18 protein-coding genes are annotated in these 19,008 nt (G+C 31.9%); 5 read left to right on the forward strand and 13 right to left on the reverse strand.

The window, feature by feature from the left end; genetic code table 11:
• The first annotated feature begins 404 nt into the window (after nt 1-404).
• Nucleotides 405-1,856: a L,D-transpeptidase family protein gene (locus B5G32_RS08290; RefSeq protein ID WP_087936393.1), complete on the forward strand. Its 1,452-nt coding sequence runs from the start codon at nt 405-407 to the stop codon at nt 1,854-1,856.
• Between the two features lie 527 nt (nt 1,857-2,383).
• Here the strand turns inward: B5G32_RS08290 and B5G32_RS08295 are convergent.
• From B5G32_RS08295 to B5G32_RS08305, 3 genes are read right to left on the reverse strand one after another with little or no spacing between them, the layout of a single operon-like run.
• Nucleotides 2,384-3,709 (reverse strand): M18 family aminopeptidase, encoded by a 1,326-nt coding sequence (locus B5G32_RS08295; protein WP_087298064.1) that lies wholly within the window; start codon nt 3,707-3,709, stop codon nt 2,384-2,386.
• A gap of 40 nt (nt 3,710-3,749) precedes the next feature.
• Nucleotides 3,750-4,460, reverse strand: a complete 711-nt coding sequence (locus tag B5G32_RS08300) for a restriction endonuclease (RefSeq protein WP_087936394.1) — start codon at nt 4,458-4,460, stop codon at nt 3,750-3,752.
• Nucleotides 4,457-5,140 carry a TIM44-like domain-containing protein gene (locus tag B5G32_RS08305; protein ID WP_158093996.1) on the reverse strand — a complete coding sequence of 228 codons (684 nt, stop codon included), beginning with the start codon at nt 5,138-5,140 and terminating at the stop codon, nt 4,457-4,459. Before B5G32_RS08305 ends, B5G32_RS08300 begins: the two co-directional genes overlap by 4 nt.
• Nucleotides 5,141-5,214: 74 nt before the next feature.
• Between B5G32_RS08305 and B5G32_RS08310 the strand changes: the two genes are divergently transcribed.
• Nucleotides 5,215-6,945 (forward strand): ABC-F family ATP-binding cassette domain-containing protein, encoded by a 1,731-nt coding sequence (locus B5G32_RS08310; RefSeq protein ID WP_087936395.1) that lies wholly within the window; start codon nt 5,215-5,217, stop codon nt 6,943-6,945.
• A 4-nt stretch (nt 6,946-6,949) separates the two neighbouring features.
• Here B5G32_RS08310 and B5G32_RS13825 read toward each other — a convergent pair whose 3' ends face one another.
• From B5G32_RS13825 to B5G32_RS08355, 10 genes are all read right to left on the reverse strand, one after another.
• Nucleotides 6,950-7,102 (reverse strand): hypothetical protein, encoded by a 153-nt coding sequence (locus tag B5G32_RS13825; protein ID WP_158093997.1) that lies wholly within the window; start codon nt 7,100-7,102, stop codon nt 6,950-6,952.
• 10 nt (nt 7,103-7,112) lie between these two features.
• Nucleotides 7,113-9,464, reverse strand: a complete 2,352-nt coding sequence (locus B5G32_RS08315; RefSeq protein WP_087936396.1) for a homocysteine S-methyltransferase family protein — start codon at nt 9,462-9,464, stop codon at nt 7,113-7,115.
• Nucleotides 9,446-10,075 carry a vitamin B12 dependent-methionine synthase activation domain-containing protein gene (locus tag B5G32_RS08320; RefSeq protein ID WP_087936397.1) on the reverse strand — a complete coding sequence of 210 codons (630 nt, stop codon included), beginning with the start codon at nt 10,073-10,075 and terminating at the stop codon, nt 9,446-9,448. The genes B5G32_RS08315 and B5G32_RS08320 overlap by 19 nt, the downstream gene beginning before the upstream one ends.
• Nucleotides 10,068-10,952: a methylenetetrahydrofolate reductase [NAD(P)H] gene (metF, locus tag B5G32_RS08325; RefSeq protein WP_087243940.1), complete on the reverse strand. Its 885-nt coding sequence runs from the start codon at nt 10,950-10,952 to the stop codon at nt 10,068-10,070. The genes B5G32_RS08320 and metF overlap by 8 nt, the downstream gene beginning before the upstream one ends.
• 50 nt (nt 10,953-11,002) lie before the next feature.
• Nucleotides 11,003-11,764 carry a C39 family peptidase gene (locus tag B5G32_RS08330; RefSeq protein WP_087936398.1) on the reverse strand — a complete coding sequence of 254 codons (762 nt, stop codon included), beginning with the start codon at nt 11,762-11,764 and terminating at the stop codon, nt 11,003-11,005.
• 69 nt (nt 11,765-11,833) lie between these two features.
• The gene (locus B5G32_RS08335; protein WP_087936399.1) at nt 11,834-12,931 is read right to left on the reverse strand and encodes a sensor histidine kinase; all 1,098 of its coding nucleotides are present in this window, start codon (nt 12,929-12,931) and stop codon (nt 11,834-11,836) included.
• A complete protein-coding gene (vanR, locus tag B5G32_RS08340; protein WP_087243937.1) occupies nt 12,924-13,604 on the reverse strand; it encodes a VanR-ABDEGLN family response regulator transcription factor in 681 nt (226 codons plus the stop codon). The genes B5G32_RS08335 and vanR overlap by 8 nt, the downstream gene beginning before the upstream one ends.
• Nucleotides 13,605-13,693: 89 nt before the next feature.
• Nucleotides 13,694-15,103, reverse strand: coding sequence for an anti-sigma-I factor RsgI family protein (locus tag B5G32_RS08345; RefSeq protein WP_087243936.1), 1,410 nt, complete (start codon nt 15,101-15,103; stop codon nt 13,694-13,696).
• Nucleotides 15,096-15,611, reverse strand: coding sequence for an RNA polymerase sigma factor (locus B5G32_RS08350; protein WP_158093998.1), 516 nt, complete (start codon nt 15,609-15,611; stop codon nt 15,096-15,098). The genes B5G32_RS08345 and B5G32_RS08350 overlap by 8 nt, the downstream gene beginning before the upstream one ends.
• Nucleotides 15,612-15,697: 86 nt before the next feature.
• A complete protein-coding gene (locus B5G32_RS08355) occupies nt 15,698-16,378 on the reverse strand; it encodes a hypothetical protein (RefSeq protein ID WP_087936400.1) in 681 nt (226 codons plus the stop codon).
• 158 nt (nt 16,379-16,536) lie between these two features.
• On the opposite strand from B5G32_RS08355, the gene B5G32_RS08360 reads away from it, so the two are divergent.
• The 3 genes from B5G32_RS08360 to B5G32_RS08370 all read left to right on the forward strand — a co-directional run bounded on the left by B5G32_RS08360 (nt 16,537) and on the right by B5G32_RS08370 (nt 18,848).
• On the forward strand, nt 16,537-16,890 hold the full coding sequence (locus tag B5G32_RS08360) for a helix-turn-helix domain-containing protein (RefSeq protein ID WP_087243933.1): 354 nt from the start codon (nt 16,537-16,539) through the stop codon (nt 16,888-16,890).
• A 253-nt stretch (nt 16,891-17,143) separates the two neighbouring features.
• The gene (locus tag B5G32_RS08365) at nt 17,144-17,836 is read left to right on the forward strand and encodes an iron-sulfur cluster assembly scaffold protein (RefSeq protein ID WP_087243932.1); all 693 of its coding nucleotides are present in this window, start codon (nt 17,144-17,146) and stop codon (nt 17,834-17,836) included.
• A 13-nt stretch (nt 17,837-17,849) separates the two neighbouring features.
• Entirely contained in the window at nt 17,850-18,848 is a 999-nt protein-coding gene (locus B5G32_RS08370; protein ID WP_087936401.1) for a GGGtGRT protein, read from the forward strand.
• Nucleotides 18,849-19,008: the final 160 nt, after the last annotated feature.

Here is a 19,008-nt window from a genome sequence, read left to right on the forward strand (position 1 = left end):
ATATGCAACATTTCCATGTTTCTTTTTTGTATATTTCATTGATCATAGACTTTCAAATATTCAAATTGGCTTCTTTCATATCATTTTCTATTCTATGTTATCATTTTATTTTCTATAAATATATTGTCGAAATCGAAACAATCCCTATGATTTATAACCATCCTTGATACGATTGCATATGTAAAAAAACTCATTTTCAAACAAATGTCAATAATGTCAAATATTTTCATTTGTGTCATCATAATGATGACGATTTTTTCTCATATCTTTTCTTAGATGAAAAATCAATCAACATCATTCATAAAAAATACTGATTTCAATTACATAAAATGTCGGATAACTTGACTTTTATCTGAAAAGTACCTATACTTCTAAATGAAGCTATAAATATAAGGGGTATATATATGGAGGAAACGAAAACACAAGAAAGAGAGCCAAGAAAAAAGATTCGCATAAAAAAAGATCATGTATTAAAAGCAGCACTTATCTTAGGTGCTTTGATTATTGTTGTTTATCTTTTTGGATGTTTCTATTATCATAATCGTTTTATGAGTCATACGACAATTAACGATATTGATGTTTCAGGTTTCACGTATGAGGATGCAAGTTCAACACTTGAAAAAGCTTTAACAAATCAAACTTTATCATTGACATTTGTTGATGGAGAAAAAGAAACTTTAAAACAAACTGATAGTGGAATTTCTTTTAATCAAAACAACAGTATTCAAAAGACATTAGATCAACAAAATTATTTTCTATGGTTTACACATTTCTTTCAATCTACAGAGATTCAATTAAATGATTTATTGATCACAGATCAAAAGCAATTAGAAGAAGCTGTTAATTCTTTACAGCATGTCAAAGATAAACAAATTGCTCCAGTCGATGCCAAGGTAGAATATAAAGATGACGAGTTTGTGATTACACCAGAAGTTTTTGGGACAACAATTCAAAACGATCAATTGATTAATGCTGTAGAAAAAGCTTTTCAAACACGTCAGGATTCTATCAACTTAAAAGAGCAACATATTTATAAAGAACCACAATTGACATCACAAGATGAAACAATTACAAATTTACAAAAACTAGCTAAGGAATATTGTGATGCTAAAATTACTTATCAAACAACATCTGGTCAAGTTGTTTTAGATGGAAATGATTTGATTCAATGGTTATCTATTGATGAAAAAGGAAATTATTATTACGATGAAGAAGAGTTTCAGACACAAGCTACAAAATTTGTCAAAGAAACTTTAGCACCTCAAATCAATATTATCGGAAAAGCTAAAACATTTACTGGTGCTAATGGCACAAGAACAGTTTCTGGTGGTAATTATGGTTATAAATTAAATCAAAGTAAAGAAGTGACTGGATTACTTGCTGATATTAAAGCACATAAAAAAGAAACAAGAACTCCAGTTGTGACAGGTGTACAGGCATCTTACAGCAATGGAGGAATAGGCCATACTTTTGTAGAAATTGATTTAACAGGTCAACACATGTGGTTTGTAAAAAATGGGAATGTTGTTTTACAATCAGACATTGTTTCTGGATTACCAAGTGATCCAGACAAGAGAACACCTGGTGGTACTTATTACATTTATTTTATGCAACGTAATCGTACATTAATCGGTGAAATTCAAGAAGATGGTAAACCAGAATATGAAACACCTGTTGCTTATTGGATGGCATTTAATGGTGGTATTGGTTTACATGATGCAACATGGCAATCTGCCTTTGGTGGAGATCGTTATAAAACATATGGTTCACATGGTTGTATCAATCTTCCACTTGATGTAGCTGCATCATTGTATAGTCAATTAAGCGTCAACATACCTGTTGTATGTTATTATTAAAGATATGGAGAAATTCATATCTTTTTTCGTTCCCTTCTGTTATGATAAACTTATAAGGAGGGATTTTTATGAAACATTTTCTTAAAAGATTTTTTCAACTGATAGTCTTTCTTTTTCTTTCATATATTTATTTTTTCCTAGCCGACCAAATCATATTTCACCTATTCTCACACACAACTATTTCTTTTGATATCATTGATATTTGTTGTATTATTATTTATATTTGTATCTTCATTCCAATCTCGCTCATCATCATTCAAAAAATAGACATCAAATAAAAAATCCTACAAAAAGTAGGATTCTTAAAACGATACAATATACGTATATCTTCATCAAATTTCTATCATTGCAATTAATCAAAATTTTTAAAAGTTCGTTATGAACTTTTTTTATTTTCGTTAGTTTTATCAAAAGGCATATGCAAGATTTTCTGTTGTTTTTCTAATGATAATATAGAAGACAAACATGTTACAAGAAAAAGTGAAAAAATCGAATATATCACAAACTTCCATAAACGACTTAACATTTTATCCCTCCTTGTCTACAATGACATATCCATCCTTAACGACTTGAATATGGCTATTATAAAATTCCTCCATAACTTTAATCATATCATATGAATCTTTGATTCCTGCTGTTTCATAAGATGAATGCATGGCAAGCTGGGCTAAGCCAATATCTACACAATTCATTGACACCTGAGACATGGCAATATTTCCTAGTGTGCTTCCACCTAACATATCCGATCTATTCGCAAAGAATTGAAGTGGAACGCCAGCTTTCTCACATAAATCTTTCAATACAGCTATACTCAAAGCATCGCTTGTATACTTTTGTCCAGCATGTGATTTCACCACAATACCCTGGTTCATATAAACACCATTTTGCTGATCTGTTTTTTCAGGGTGATTAGGATGAACCGCATGGGCATTATCCCCACTCAACATAAAACTAGAAGCGACTGCACGATAGAAATCTTCATCATTTTGAAATAAATGATGATGAATACGGTATAAAGTATCATATAAAAATGTAGATGCTGCTCCTTGTTTTGTAGATGAACCTACTTCTTCATTATCGAAGCAGGCAAAGACTTGAATTGTTTGCGAATGATGTCCTTTCAAGAAACCTTGTAAAGATGTATAAGCACACTGTAAATCATCCAATCTCGGTGATGAAATAAATTCATCATGCGCTCCCCAGATTGTAGGTTGCATACGATTATATAAATATAAATCACTGCCATAAATATCTTCAACATCCACCTGCAATTCTTTGGCTATCATTTTTTTCAAATCACCAGATTGATATGCCTGTCCTCCAATCAATGGCAACATATCAATTTGTTTATTATAGGCATAACCATCATTCACACTGCGATTCATATGAATGGCAACATTTGGAATCAATACAAGATCCTGATCAAAACAAAGTAAACGTGTCTGATATGTATTGTTGTCTTTAACCATAACACGACCTGCAATTGATAAAGGTCTATCAAGCCATGAAGCACAAATCATCCCACCATATCCTTCTGTATTTAAAGATACATAATGGTTTTTAATTTCCACTTCAGCATTTTCTTTTAACTTAAAAGTTGGTGAATCACTATGTGAAGCCACAATATGAAAATTATAATTTTCTAAATGTTGACCAACATGAAAAGCAATCAAACTTGACTGATTACGTGTTACATAATATTTTCCACCTAATTGTATTGTCCATTTCTGGCTTTCTGATAATTCCTGATAACCATTTTGATTTAAAATCTTTTTCATTGTATCCACTGCATGAAATGCTGTTGGACTTTGTTGAATAAAAGACATCAACTGTTTTGAAACTTCTTTATACATTTTATCCCTCCATATTTTCTTTATTATAACATAGTTTATTTTAAATATGACTTCTTTCCAGTAATTTTAATCCTTCTTCTAAAGAAGATATATACACTTCCCTGATTCCATAATCATCTTCACTCGAAACAATATCATAAAACTCTAAATCATCCAAAATATAATCAATACGTGATATATTCATATTTAAATGCTGATAAAGCAAATCTGTTGAAGCATATCCAGCTTCCAAAATAACTCGTAAAACATCTTCATATGGATGTGGCATTTTTTGGTGATGAAAACGATAAAATAATGCATGTCGATTGGCTAAACGACGCATCTGATTGAGTTTTTCACCATCCCATAAAATGACGCCATTACGCATTGCCAGAGCATGGGCCTGTCGTGTAAAAGTCTGATTTGTAACAACAACAGCTTCATCATAGTCATAATATTCACAACCACTATAAGCCTGTTGAACGGCACTCACTCCAACTGGTTTACTATAATATTTACATTGAAAAGCATAGTGAATGCCTTTATAGGTTGCTAAAATATCAACCCCATAATCACCACTCTTTTGCGTTAATCGTATATGTTTATATCCAATACGTTTAAGTATTTCATAGACATATTCCTCAAATTCTTCACCACTCATATGCTTTTTTAAACGTGGAATCCAGCCAAAAACAAAGCCGATGATATAACCAATGAGATGCCCGACTTTCTGCAATATCCATAACAGACATCGAAAAAGACCCCTGATCATGATTCAACCTCATCCTGTTGTTTAATTTCATCTAATAAAAAGTCATTTCCATGGCGCACAAATTTCCAATATTCTACAAAGCACTCATGATTCGATGCAATCACTTCTTGTTTTTCTATCATTAAATCATTCATCTTGCCTTCTATATAAACCCAAAAGAAGTCCTGCTGATTATCAATTGCATCATGTAAATCAACCAGTATGACTTTCAATAATTGAATATGATCTAATTGATTATATTGTTGTTGATATTGTTGCCACTCTATTTTGAGTTTCCATTGTTCATATAATGATTCACTTAAATGCTTTTTCAATGTTTCTAAATCCTGCTTAGACCAGGCTTCTTGTATAATCAAATATTTTTCTTTAACTTTCTTCTTTAAGACTTTTTCATTCCAGAAATCATCCTGCTGATAAGCGAAAGATAAATCATCTTTAATTTCTTGATGCATGTGTCTGGCTTTTTTTCTTTTCCAGTAGACAATCATTCCCATACAGGCTCCTATCCCTATCACACCTGCTATGGGTGATCCATTTCCACTTGAACGTCTAGAACGATGCGACGACGTATGGCTGCTGCCTCCACCACCACCGCCACTACTGCTGCCACCACCAGCTCGTGCGCCCACTGGCGTTAACAGAATCATAAAAACAATGAAAACGAGTAATAATCTTTTCAATCTATCACTTCCCTTACATGTATTTACAAAACAAAAAGTCATGGTACAATAGAACAATAAAGGAGAAATTCAATATGTTAATGAGTGTATCACATCTAAGTAAATATAACAATTTAAAATGTATCGCAAAAGATATTTCCTTTTCCATTCATGAACGTGATAAAATTGGTCTTATTGGTTTAAATGGGACTGGAAAATCTACGCTTTTAAAAATATTAGCTGGTCAAGAAGATTATAAGGGAGAAATTATCAAAAAGAAAGATATTCGTATCAATTATTTACCTCAAATCCCATCTTTCCAACCTCAAAATACCGTTTTAGAACAGGTCTATGAAGATGTGGGTCATGATGTGGCAGAATATGAAATCAAATCTATCTTAAATCGTTTTCAAATTATCAATCACTCACAGCCAATCAATCAGTTATCTGGTGGTCAAAAAAAACGTGTCGCTTTGGCTATTGCATTGATCAAACCTTGTGATTTATTATTGTTAGACGAACCAACCAATCATTTAGATCATGAAATGATTGAATATCTTGAAAAATATCTCACAAAATTCAATAGAGCTCTTGTCATGATTACACATGATCGTTATTTTTTAGAACGTATCACACATCGTATGCTTGAATTGGAACATGGTCAGTTATATACTTATGAAGCCAATTATTCACTTTATCTCGAACAAAAAGCTAAGCGTGAAGAAAGTCTACAAAGTGCTCAACACAAAAGAAAACAGTTTCTTAAAAAAGAATTAGAATGGGTCCGTGCTGGTGTCCAGGCTCGTACAACCAAAAACAAAGGACGTTTACAAAGATATGAAGCTTTAAGTCAGCAAGCTGACTTACCTGTCACACAAAATCTGGAAATGATTGATACTGCTTCAAGATTAGGACAAAAAACAATTGAACTACATGGTATTTCTCATCATTTTGATCATCTTTTATTTCAACCTTTTGATTATCTCTTTCAAAGAAATGAACGTGTAGGAATTGTCGGTATCAATGGTTCTGGTAAATCGACTTTACTTCATATTATTGCAGGACAAATTCAACCCACAAGTGGTGAAGTAGAATACGGTGAAACCATTCGTATAGGATATTTTAAACAGGGTCACGAAGATATGGATGACAATCAAAGAGTCATTGACTATATTCAAGAAGAAGCACGCTATTTGAAAACTCGTCAAGGAGAATTTTCAGCGAAACAGATGTGTGAAAAGTTTCTTTTTGATAAAGAGCTTCAATATACCCCTATTGGAAGACTGTCTGGTGGTGAAAAAAGACGTTTATATCTTTTAAAAGTTTTGATGGGTGCTCCTAATGTTTTATTATTGGATGAACCTACAAATGATTTAGATATTACAACTTTACAGATTTTAGAAGACTATTTAGATAGCTTTCAGGGAATTATTATCACAGTTTCACATGATCGCTATTTTCTAGATCGTCTTTGTGACACGCTATTTGTATTTTCGCATCAACAAATCCAAGTTCATAATGGAGGTTATAGTGATTATATCATCACTTCAAATCAAACATCTTCAAATAAACCCAAATCCAGTACTAAAAAACCCATGAGAGAACGTAAAGTCAGACTGACTTATCTTGAAAAAAAGGAATTAGAAAGCTTAGAAGCTGATATTCCTGCACTTGAACAAAAACTTCAACAGTTAGATGAACAATTAAATCAAGTTACAGACTTTCATGATATTCAAGAACTTTCCAATCAACGCAATGCATTAGAAAATGAAATTGAAACAAAGAGTATACGTTGGTTAGAATTATTAGAAAAAGAAGAACAGTAGCCATTTACTGTTCTTCTTTGACTTTAATTTGAATTTTCATTGTTGTATTTTCATCAACCTGAAGATCATTTTCCTCATCTTCAATTGTCGCAAACAATGGAATATCTGTATCTAGATCATCCAAGTCCATTGTATTCATTTTCACTTTTAATGCCATATAATGCCTCCTATAAAATATCCTGTAATAAATGAACTGATGCCATCGCATCTTCGCAATAATAATCAGCTCCAATTTCCCTAGCGATTTCACTTGTCAATACAGCTCCACCAACCCAGATTGGACACTGACAGTTCACTGCTTTTAAAGCCTGAATCGTCTTTTGCATATTAACAACTGTTGTTGTCATAAGAGCACTTAACCCAATAGCCTGAGGATGATATTGCTGATAGGCTTCTACAACCCTTTCCATTTTCACATCTTTTCCTAAATCAATGACTTCATAACCATAACTTTCTAAAATGACTTTGACAATATTTTTTCCTATATCGTGGATATCTCCTTCTACAGTACACATTAAAACGGTTGCTTTTGAAGACTCTTGTTTGGAAAATGTTGCTTTGACAACTTCAAAAGCTAATTTTGTTGTTTCAGCTGATTGTATCAGCTGAGGTAAAAAAATACGATTTGTTTCATAATCTTTTCCCACCTGATTTAAAGCAGGTATAATCGTCTGATTAATAATCTCCATAGCATTTTGTGTCTGTAATAATTCTTCAGTTTTGGCTTTGACTTCATCTTTGAATCCATGAACAATAATATCAAACAAAGATAAGGCTGATGATGTTTTAACAGCAGACTGTTCTACTTGGTTGGATTGATGTTGAATATACTGTGCTGCATCCTGATCTTGATAAGTCAAAACACGATAAGCATCAATGGTATCCATTAATTGTTGATCTAATGGATTGATAATAGGCAAATCTAATCCCGCCTGTAAAGCTAAAGTTAAAAAGGTACGGTTCAATAAAGGTCGATTCGGTAAACCAAAAGATACATTGGATACACCTAATGTTGTATAAACTGATAACTGATTTTTAACCATTGTAAGTGCTTTGAGGGTTTCTTGAACTTCTTTTTGCTGAGCCGATGCTGTTAATGTTAAACAATCTATGATGATATCCTTTTTATCAATATGATACGTTTTTGCTTTTTCAATGATAGCTTTGGCTAATTCATAGCGTTCTTGAGCATATAAAGGAATGCCATCTTTTAATGTCAGTCCTATAACAACACCACCATATTTTTCTACAATTGGAAAAATAGCCTCCATGACTTCTTCTTTTCCATTAACTGAATTAATCAATGGTTTTCCATTGTAATAACGACAAGCTTTTTCAATGACTTCTGGTGATGATGAATCAATCTGCAAAGGTAAATTCACAACTTCCTGTAACATCTTTATGATATTCACCATGACTTTTGTTTCATCAATACCAGGTAATCCTACATTGACATCTAAAACCTGAGCACCTGCTATTTGTTGTTGAATAGCTTCATTGACATATTCTTCATAGCGTTCTTCTTGAAGAGCAGCTTTTAATTTTTTCTTTCCTGTTGGATTCAATCTTTCGCCACAAACAATGACATCACCATCAAAAATAACTGTTTGATGTGCACTGGAAACAGCCGTATAAGCTTTTCTTTGACGAGGATAGCTATGAGCTGGTAATTGCTGTTTTAAACCAGCAATAAACTCTGGTGTTGTGCCACAACATCCTCCAACAATATTGACACCTTGCTGGATGTAAGATTGCATAGCCTCAACAAATTCTTTACTGCTCATTGGATAACAAGTCTCACCATGATGCAGACATGGCAATCCCGCATTGGGTTGGACAATGACAGGAACAGAAGCATATTTTAATATTGTATGGACTATCGGCTGAAGTTCAACAGGACCTAATGAGCAATTGACACCTAACGCATCGACTTTTAATCCTTCTACAACATTCACAAAAGTCAAAGGATCTGTTCCCGTCAACGTACGCTGATTACTTTCAAAAGTCATTGTCACAAATACAGGTAAATCACTATTTTCTTTGACAGCTAGAATACCTGCTTTGACTTCATATAAATCCGTCATTGTTTCTAATAAAACAACATCAACATCATCTTTTGCGATGAGGATTTGTGAAGCGATGATTTCATAGGCTTCATCAAATGTTAATGTTCCAGAAGGCTCTAACAACTGTCCAATAGGCCCAATATCCAAGGCAATATATGCATCAGGATTGACTTCATCTCTAGCCTGTTTGGCATTTTGGATGGCTGCCTTTAATAAATCACAATAACAATATCCACTCTCTTTCATCTTGATAGGATTACATCCAAAAGTATTCGTTGTGATAAAATTGGCTCCAGCTTTCAAATATTGTTTATGAATATCTACAATAATATCTGGATGTTCTATATTATAAACCTCGGGAATTTCTCCTACTTTCAATCCATGTTGTTGGAGCATTGACCCCATAGCTCCATCAAAAATCAATAAATCTTTTTTTAATCTTTCACGTAACATCGTTGTCCCCCTTTCCTTAACTCACAATCATCTTTTCGGATACATGATAAACATGTTTTTTGTACATCCTTGCCTATTCCAATAAGTCCAATCATTGATTTCATGGGAATTAATAAACCAGATGGATTTAAACTGACACCTAGCCTTTTATTGATCTGCAAAATAGAAGCAAAAGTCTGATTCCAATCCAATGGGATATCTCCATAACCAGGCGCAAAACGAAAAGTATGATGAGGTAAATGGAGTGACTGTTCATATTGATCACAGCACTCTTCTAAATAAGCATTACTCACAGCATCAAACACAACTGCTTTTGCCATATCCATATGTTCATAATATTTCATCTGACGATCAATAGAAAGCCCTAATGTACAGGCTATCACAATGCATTCCTGGCAATCTTTGAAATAAAATTCTAAATCCTGTGATTCTAATGGAAAATGAATCTCTTTGATCATAAGTGGCTGATGAGAAAGATGAAACTGCTGGTAAACAGCTTTGAATTGAGCATATTGCTTGACTTCCTCAATACATACATCTATAAGTTTTTCAGTCTGTTCATCCATGATTGTTTGCGCATTGAGATAGTGTCTAATGATTTTTTTATTCATGATTCAACTCTTTTAAAACAGTTGGAATACTTTGGAAGATTGCTTTAGCGATTTCTGGTTTATTCATTGTATAAATATGAATTCCATCCACGCCATTTGTAATCAGATCAATAATCTGATGAGTCGCATAGTTGATTCCAATTTCTTTCATAGCTTCAGGATAATGATAATAAGATTCAATCATCGTTGATAATTCATATGGAATCGAACAGCCACAAAGTTTTGCCGTTCTCAGTAATGATTTAGAATGTGTCACAGGCATAATTCCAGCTAAAATAGGTACATTGATACCTCTTTTTCTTGCTTCCTTGACTAAACGATAATAATAATGATTGTCAAAAAAGATTTGAGTAATTAAATACTGTGCTCCAGCATCTACCTTTTCTTTTAAAGCTTTTAAATCATCTTCCAGACAACTGGCTTCCTGATGCACTTCAGGATAACAGGCTCCAGACAAACAAAAGTCACCAGGAAAATGTTGTGAAATAAAAGTATTTAATTCTTTTGCATAATGAAAAGATAATTCATGTTGTAAACCATCCTGAGGATAATCACCACGTAAAGATAATATATTTTCAATATGATTGTCTTTTAACTGTTGACAGATATCTAAAATTTCTGATTCTGTTGAAGATATACATGTTAAATGAGCAACTGCTTCAATGTTATATTGATTTTTAATTGTTGAAGCAATCTCTACTGTTTTTCCTTTCGTTGATCCTCCTGCACCATAAGTCACACTGATAAAATCAGGATTTAATTGAGATAACTCCTCAATTGTATAATAAATAGAAGAAATATCTCCTTCTTTATTTTTAGGCGGAAAAACTTCAAAAGAAATAGTCGCTTTCTTTTTTAATATTTCTGAAATTTTCATACTTTTGCACCTCCATTTTTTGTCTATTTTATAATACAAAAAGAGAATAGTCAAAAACTATTCCTACTGTAAACCCATAAATTTCTGATTTGATTAGAAAATTCATCAAAAGAATAATAATGACTCTTTTTTTGACTATTAGGATCTAACACACGAATTTTCCCATTTTTATATTCAGACAAAACAATAAAATGCCCTGTCATTGTAAAGATTCCTTTAGACACGCTGCAAATGATAGGATGTCCCTGCATCAATTCTTCTTTTATCAAATCTTCATCCAAAGAAAGCTGTTTAGCATCAACACCACAAGCCTGTGCTCCCCTGATCATAAAAGACCATGATGTTCCATCTTGACTGTAATAACCATTTTGTTCACTATATTGTGCCATATAATAAGGATGGTATCTTCCATTTTGTGTCAAATAACTGACAACCATTGATAAACACGTAGGCCCACAACCATTGATAGCCATCATCTGATCACCATAATAACGATATCCCCAACGTTCATCCCATTGTAGTAACAATGGCATTTGATTATCTTTTAAATCATTTTGAATATTCATCACCATATCTTGTGTGTGTTTGGTGGGATAATTAGCGACAAATGGAATGGTTTCTTTATTTCTTAAAGCTAAATCAATTAATGATGATGGATACTCACTTTGATGTTCTACAATTTCATGCCATGAAGATGAGGTATCATAACCATAAGATAAGTGTATATCTTCCTTCAATAAAAAATGATTGACTAATAAAATGATGACTGGTATGACTAATACCGCAATACATACAAATACTTTTTTTCTCATAAAAAATCCTCCATAACTGTATTATAGAGGACAAAATAATTAAAATTTTTAATGAATTATTAAGATTTTCTAAAGTTCATGAAGAGGTAGCATCACATCAAAGACAGTATGATGCTTAGCACTTGTGGCCTTAATAAATCCCTGATGCTGTTCCACAATTGTTTTAGCAATTGATAAACCAAGTCCCGATCCTCCTGTTGATGAGTTACGTGATTCATCTAAACGATAGAACTGTTTAAAGATATTTTGAATTTTATCTGGTGGAATTGTCTCTCCTTCATTTTCAAAAAGAATATGTGTATAACTCTCATCTTGATAAGCTTTAATAAAAATGGTTGTTTTTTCATAACTGTAATGAAAGGCATTTTTTAAAATATTATTAAAAACTCTTGCCATTTTTTGAGCATCCACATTGATTAATAAATCTTCATTTATATCAATTTCAATATGTTGTTGTTTTTGTGAAATCAATGGATAAAATTCTTCTTTCATTTGTTCTAAAAGATACAACAAATGAATCTTTTCTTTATGTAAAGGTGTATAAGTCTGATTCAGTTTAGCAATATCAAAAAACTCATTAATTAGTCTTTCTAAACGATATGCTTTTTCTAAAGTAATATGTGTATATTGATGACGTAAATCTTCTGGTAAATGTGGTGTTTCATCAAGTAAACAGAGATAACCAATAACTGAAGCTAAAGGTGTTTTGATATCATGAGCCAAATAGGCAATCATATCAACTTTATGCTGAACTTCATCAATTGCCTTCTTTTCATTTTCAATACTTTCTCGTTTGAGTTCATTTAAGTCATTTTCTAATTCATATAATGAATCATCTAAAACAATTCTCTGATTGTCTTTTTGAAAAAGAATCTTAATTTGTGAAAAGACTCGTGATATTTTTTGAATAGCATAAATTTCAACAATGATAGAATTCAATAAAATGACCAGCATAATAATCATAAAGATAATTGTTTTTTGATTTCTCAGGGCAAAGTGTGCAAAATCCCATCCAAAATATTCCTGTAAGAAATTAATAAATGCTCCATTATAAACATAATCCATATAAAAATAAATAAATAATATAAAAACAAAGCAACAAGCTGTAATGAGTATATGTATTTTGAGAATTTCCTGTTGAAACCTTCTCGTATAGTCCTTATTCAATTTTATAACCTACTCCCCATACCGTTTGGATATAACGTGGATTTTCTGCTGAGTCATTCATTTTCTCTCTTAAATGACGAATATGAACCATAATAGAGCTACTTGAGTTGGTATAGTATTTTTCTCCCCATAAATCATGAAAAATCTGATCAACACTGACTACTTTTCCCTGATTTGAACATAATAACCATAATATAGAAAATTCAGTTGGTGTTAAAGACAATAATTGATTATCTAGAAAACAGCGATGGTTATCTTTATCAATTGTTAAAGCACCAATGGTCAAAACGGATTCATCTTTTTTAGGTGACATCATTGTATAGCGTCTTAACTGAGCTTTAATACGTGCCATAAGCTCTAAAGGACGAAATGGTTTTGTGACATAATCATCAGCACCCATTGTCAATCCTGTTATTTTATCAATTTCAGTTTCTTTAGCTGTCAGCATAATAATAGGAAAGATTTTTGTTTCTCTGATTTTGGAACAAATTTTTAAGCCATCTATATCTGGTAACATGATATCTAAAACAGCCAAATCAATATCCTGTGTTTCCACACAACGTAAAGCATCACAACCATTATAAAATTTAAAAACTTGAAAGCCTTCATTTTTTAAATACAATTCTACTAAATCGGCAATTTCTTTTTCATCATCTACAACCAAAATATTCATAATCCCACCCCTTTCATCATTATATTACATAAAAAATGTGAAAGTTTTAAGAATTTATTAAGAAAAAAGAAGAAGTCATAAAACTTCTTCTAATCATCATAATCTTTTTCATGTGCCACAATAGAGCCATCTGATGCATTGATCTTATATTCATATTCATATTGTCCTGATTTAAAGGAAACTTCATAATATTGATGGTCTAATTCTACTTCTACATCATAGGCATTTGATGAAGAAACATTAGCATGACTGAAAGCTTTTTGTTTGGCTTCATTTTGTGTTAATTTGACTGTTCCAACATATTCTTTTTCATGTTTCATCACAGTACTTGTCATAGCATTAATTTCGTATTCATACTTATAATCACCACTTACAAATTCATATTCAAATTTATAAACACCATCATCATAATCTTTATGAATTTTTTCTTGTGATACTGATTGAACACCAGCATGTTTTTTAGCAATTGATTTTGCCTGATCCTGTGATATCTGCTGAGTTGATGTCTGAGAACTGTTTGATGAATTTTGGTTTGAAGACTGATTTGATGATGAAGCTGATTGAGAAGTTCTCTCACCATCTTTTTCACTTTTTATAATTTCACCATTCAAAGCATTAATTTCGTAATCATATTCAACCTGATCTTTATAAAATTCAACTTCATAAACCATCACACCATCATCATAATCCATTTCTACTTTTTGAACTGTTGGTTGAGATACTTGAGCATCATTAAAAGCAATACTTTGAGCCTTGTCTTTTCCTATATATCCACTTTCACTGGCGTGACCTGTAATTGAAACTTGTTCAACCTGATTGCTTTGTAATAACAGATTCAATTCATGAATAGATAAGTTCTTTAAAGAATCAAATGTATATAGTGGATTCTTTGAAACAAGCTGTTGAATAATTTCAGCTTTTCCCACTGAAATCTGATATTGTTTCGCCAGATTTTCAACATTTTGATCATTAATTGTCTGTGATACAATAGAGCCATTAATATCACTTGCTTTTAATAATTCATCAATATTTAATGAAAGCTGTTGTCTTAGTTTTTCATTTTCTTGTTCATTTTCCCCTGTTACTGATATCAGTAATGAATTTTTAAGTTCGTCTATATATCCTTCCTTTAACATAGCACCAATCAACGCATTCACACCAACTTCAATATCGCTACCTTTTAAATCCATATTGCCGACAATTTTTTTCCCATCCTCGTTGTTCGTTTTCACTTCGACAATTTTATAATCATCATCTAAATTCAATTCAACACTTGGATTGACATCTAAACCAACAACCGTCTGAATGGAGTGAGTCGCAGGCCATAACATGAAAACCATCGCTGCACAGACTGCCACAATAGGTAGAGTCAAAAGATAACGTTTTTTCTTCTTCTTTGTTTCTATTACGATATTTTCATCTCTTGTTTTTAATTCTTCTTTAATATCATCTAAGCGATCTGGTGTAATCTTTGTAAAAGCTTCTTTGATTTCATTCATAACTCTTCGCTCCTATCTTTTTCATTTTTTTCATACCTCGATGATAGCTGGATAAAGATGTTGCTAGAGGAATATCTAATAAGCCGGCAATTTCATGATGCTTTAATCCCCACAGTGCATGCATAATAATCACTTCTCTTTCCTGATCATTTAAACTTTCAAATAACTGTTCTAAAATCATTTTTGTATGCATGTCCGTTTCTGGTGGACAATAAAGATAATCCTGATATTCCTGTGTTAAATTTTGTCTTCTTAAATAAAGATAACATTCATTTCTAGCAATTGTATAAATCCATGCTAATGGTTTTTTCTGTGATTGATAATTTTTAGCTGCTAAATAAAGTTTCACATAAACTTCCTGAAAAATGTCACGACTATCATCGTAATTTTTAATAATGCTCATGATATAAGCAAAAACACTTGTCTTGGTTTTTTCATATAATTCATCAAAAGCATTATCCATTTGGGGAATCTGAAGAATAAGATAATCAATTTCTTTTTGATTCATTTTAATTTTTCCCCCTTTCACTATACTAATGATATTGTTGAACATATTATTGCACAAATTTTTATTTTTTTCTAAAAAAATGCTTCCTAAGAAGCATTTAGCATTTGACTTATATAATCATCAAGCTGTTGATTGTTTAAATATGTTAGATCAGCAATATGATGAATGGGTGATAATTGTAAATACTGTGACAGTTTGTTTTCCACCAGTAACTCGAAATGATAAGGATGCGTTAAAGAATGAGACTGTTGACATTGAAAACGAAAATAACAATATTGAATAATAAAATAATAAAATCTTGTGACATATAATTGATGAAGGAATGGCAATGCATATGTATGAGGGTATGCTTCTTTATTTTTATGTGGATGACCTATTAAAATATGATAGAGATGAAATAATGGTAATAATAAGGTTGAATAATGTTTGAAAGAAGTTTTAAAAAGATGATCATATAAATAAATAGCTTCTAAAATACCCGCTTCTAAATAGATGGCCTGTGTAGAAGGTATTGTGATTTTAAATTGTGAAATTTCATTTATATAATGATAAAGAGAATCCAATTCATAAGCATAAAGATGTTTCAAATCATGAAGATCACTATAAATCAAATAATTCTGAGCTGGAGTTTTGATATGAATATCTAAAGGCATTTGATCATTTGAAAGAATTTGAATATATTTTTTATCTCGAAAAAAATCTTCATTAATAAATTGATATGTAGGCTGTAATAAAGTGAGAGAATGAAAAAAATCATCTATATACATATAGGCATCTCCTTATCTTATATAGTTACTTTTTTATCTATTTGTCACTTTATTATATCAATAGTTTAAATAGTTATCAAATATAAATCTATTATTAATGAATATTTTACAGATTTTTATAACTCTTCGCTATAATGTAAAAAAATGAGGTGAGGTATATGTTAAAAATTGGTAAAGTCTTAGCTGCGAAATTGGAAGAAAAGAATATGACACAAAAAGATATTGCTAAAATGCTTAATATTTCACCTGGTGCTTTTTCAGCATATGTTACAGATACAAACTTTCCACGTTTAGATATTTTAGTTGAAATTTGTCAAATTTTAGATATTGATTTGAATCACCTTTTGAATTTACAAAATCATGAAAATATGGATTTATTAATTCAGGGAAAAGATGAAGCAAAGGTCATTCATTTTATGAGAAGTCTTTCCCATAAAGAACGTGAAATTTTAATGGAAAGCATTCAATCTTCAATCAGAATTATTGAAAAAATGAGAGATTTAAAAGAATAGTAACAAGCTATTCTTTTTTATTTACTACTAGCAAACCTATTATACTATAACTCATTTCTATTTGCAATAAGCAAGTTTATTCATTCGAGCTATTTAGACATTTTTTTCACATTGAAAGTACAGTCTACATTGACTTTAAAGGCTATTTGACTTATAATCACAGTAGGTGAAATTCCTTCACCGCAATCAGAAAAAGAAGCACAATTTTCTGATTTGTCTGGCTAATCATTTTGAAGATGAAAGGAGTAAAAAAATGATTTATACAAAAGAAGTAGAAGAAATGTGCACTGTTAAATGCGGTGCAAGTCATGGATGTGCTCCAATTCCTGAAGAAGGAAAATGGGTATATTCAAGAGAAATCAAAGATATTTCTGGATTAACACATGGTGTTGGTTGGTGTGCTCCTCAACAAGGTGCATGTAAATTAACTTTAAACGTTAAAGAAGGAATTATCGAAGAAGCATTAATCGAAACACTTGGATGCTCTGGTATGACTCACTCTGCTGCCATGGCTAGTGAAGCATTAGTTGGTAAAACTTTATTAGAAGGTTTAAATACTGACTTAGTATGTGATGCTATCAATACAGCAATGAGAGAATTATTCTTACAAATCGTTTATGGACGTAGCCAATCTGCTTTCTCTGAAGGAGGACTTACTATCGGTTCAGGTCTTGAAGATTTAGGTAAAGGATTAAGAAGTATGCTTGGTACTGCTTATTCTACAAAATTAAAAGGACCTAGATATCTTGAATTAACTGAAGGTTACATTAACAGACTTGCTTTAGATGAAAATAATGAAATCATCGGTTATGAATTCATTAATCTTGGAAGAATGATGGATATGATTAAATCTGGAAAAGATGCTAATGAAGCAGTTAAAGAAGCTACTGGTACTTATGGTAGATTCGATAGTGCTGCAAAATACATCGACCCAAGAAAGGAATAATGGAGGTACGAAAATGGCATTATTTGAAAATTATGAACGTAGAATCGATCAGATTAACGCTGCATTAGCTAAATATGATATTAAATCAATTGAAGAAGCTAAAGCAATTTGTGATGAAAAAGGTATTGATGTTTATAACATCGTAAAATCAACTCAACCAATTTGTTTTGAAAATGCTTGCTGGGCTTATACAGTAGGTGCTGCAATGGCAATCAAAAATGGGGATACAAAAGCTGTTGACGCTGCTAAAACAATCGGTGTTGGTTTACAATCATTCTGTATTCCAGGATCAGTTGCTGATGATCGTAAAGTTGGTTTAGGTCATGGTAACTTAGGATCTATGTTATTAGATGAAAAAACTGAATGTTTCGCTTTCTTAGCTGGACATGAATCATTTGCTGCTGCTGAAGGAGCTATCAAAATTGCTGAAAAAGCAAATAAAGTTAGAAACAAACCATTAAGAGTTATCTTAAACGGTTTAGGAAAAGATGCTGCTAAAATTATTTCAAGAATCAATGGTTTCACTTATGTAGAAACTCAATTTGATTATTTTACAGGTGAAGTCAAAGAAGTATCAAGAACAGCTTACTCAGATGGTCCAAGAGCAAAAGTAAACTGCTATGGTGCTGATGATGTTCGTGAGGGTGTTGCAATTATGCACAAAGAAGGTGTAGACGTTTCTATTACTGGTAACTCTACTAACCCTACTCGTTTCCAACATCCAGTAGCTGGTACTTATAAAAAAGAATGTGTTGAACAAGGTAAAAAATATTTCTCAGTAGCTTCTGGTGGAGGAACAGGACGTACATTACATCCTGATAATATGGCTGCTGGTCCTGCTTCTTATGGTATGACTGATACTATGGGACGTATGCACAGTGATGCTCAATTTGCTGGTTCTTCTTCAGTTCCTGCTCACGTAGAAATGATGGGATTAATTGGTATGGGTAACAACCCAATGGTTGGAGCAACTGTTGCTGTTGCCGTAGCAATCGAAGAAGCTTGTAAATAATTAAGCAAACTATAAAATAAAGTCATGATGAAAATCATGGCCAATGGAGTCAACTTAGTATATTAGACTAGGTGACTCTTTTTTTATTTCTGTTATTCTTGTGGTATGACTATATGTACTCTTTATTATTATGCAAAAAAAGCGCATAAAGCCCCTGTTG

The organism is Massilimicrobiota sp. An80, assembly GCF_002159255.1.
Taxonomy (GTDB): Bacteria; Bacillota_I; Bacilli_A; order Erysipelotrichales; family Coprobacillaceae; genus Allocoprobacillus; species Allocoprobacillus merdigallinarum.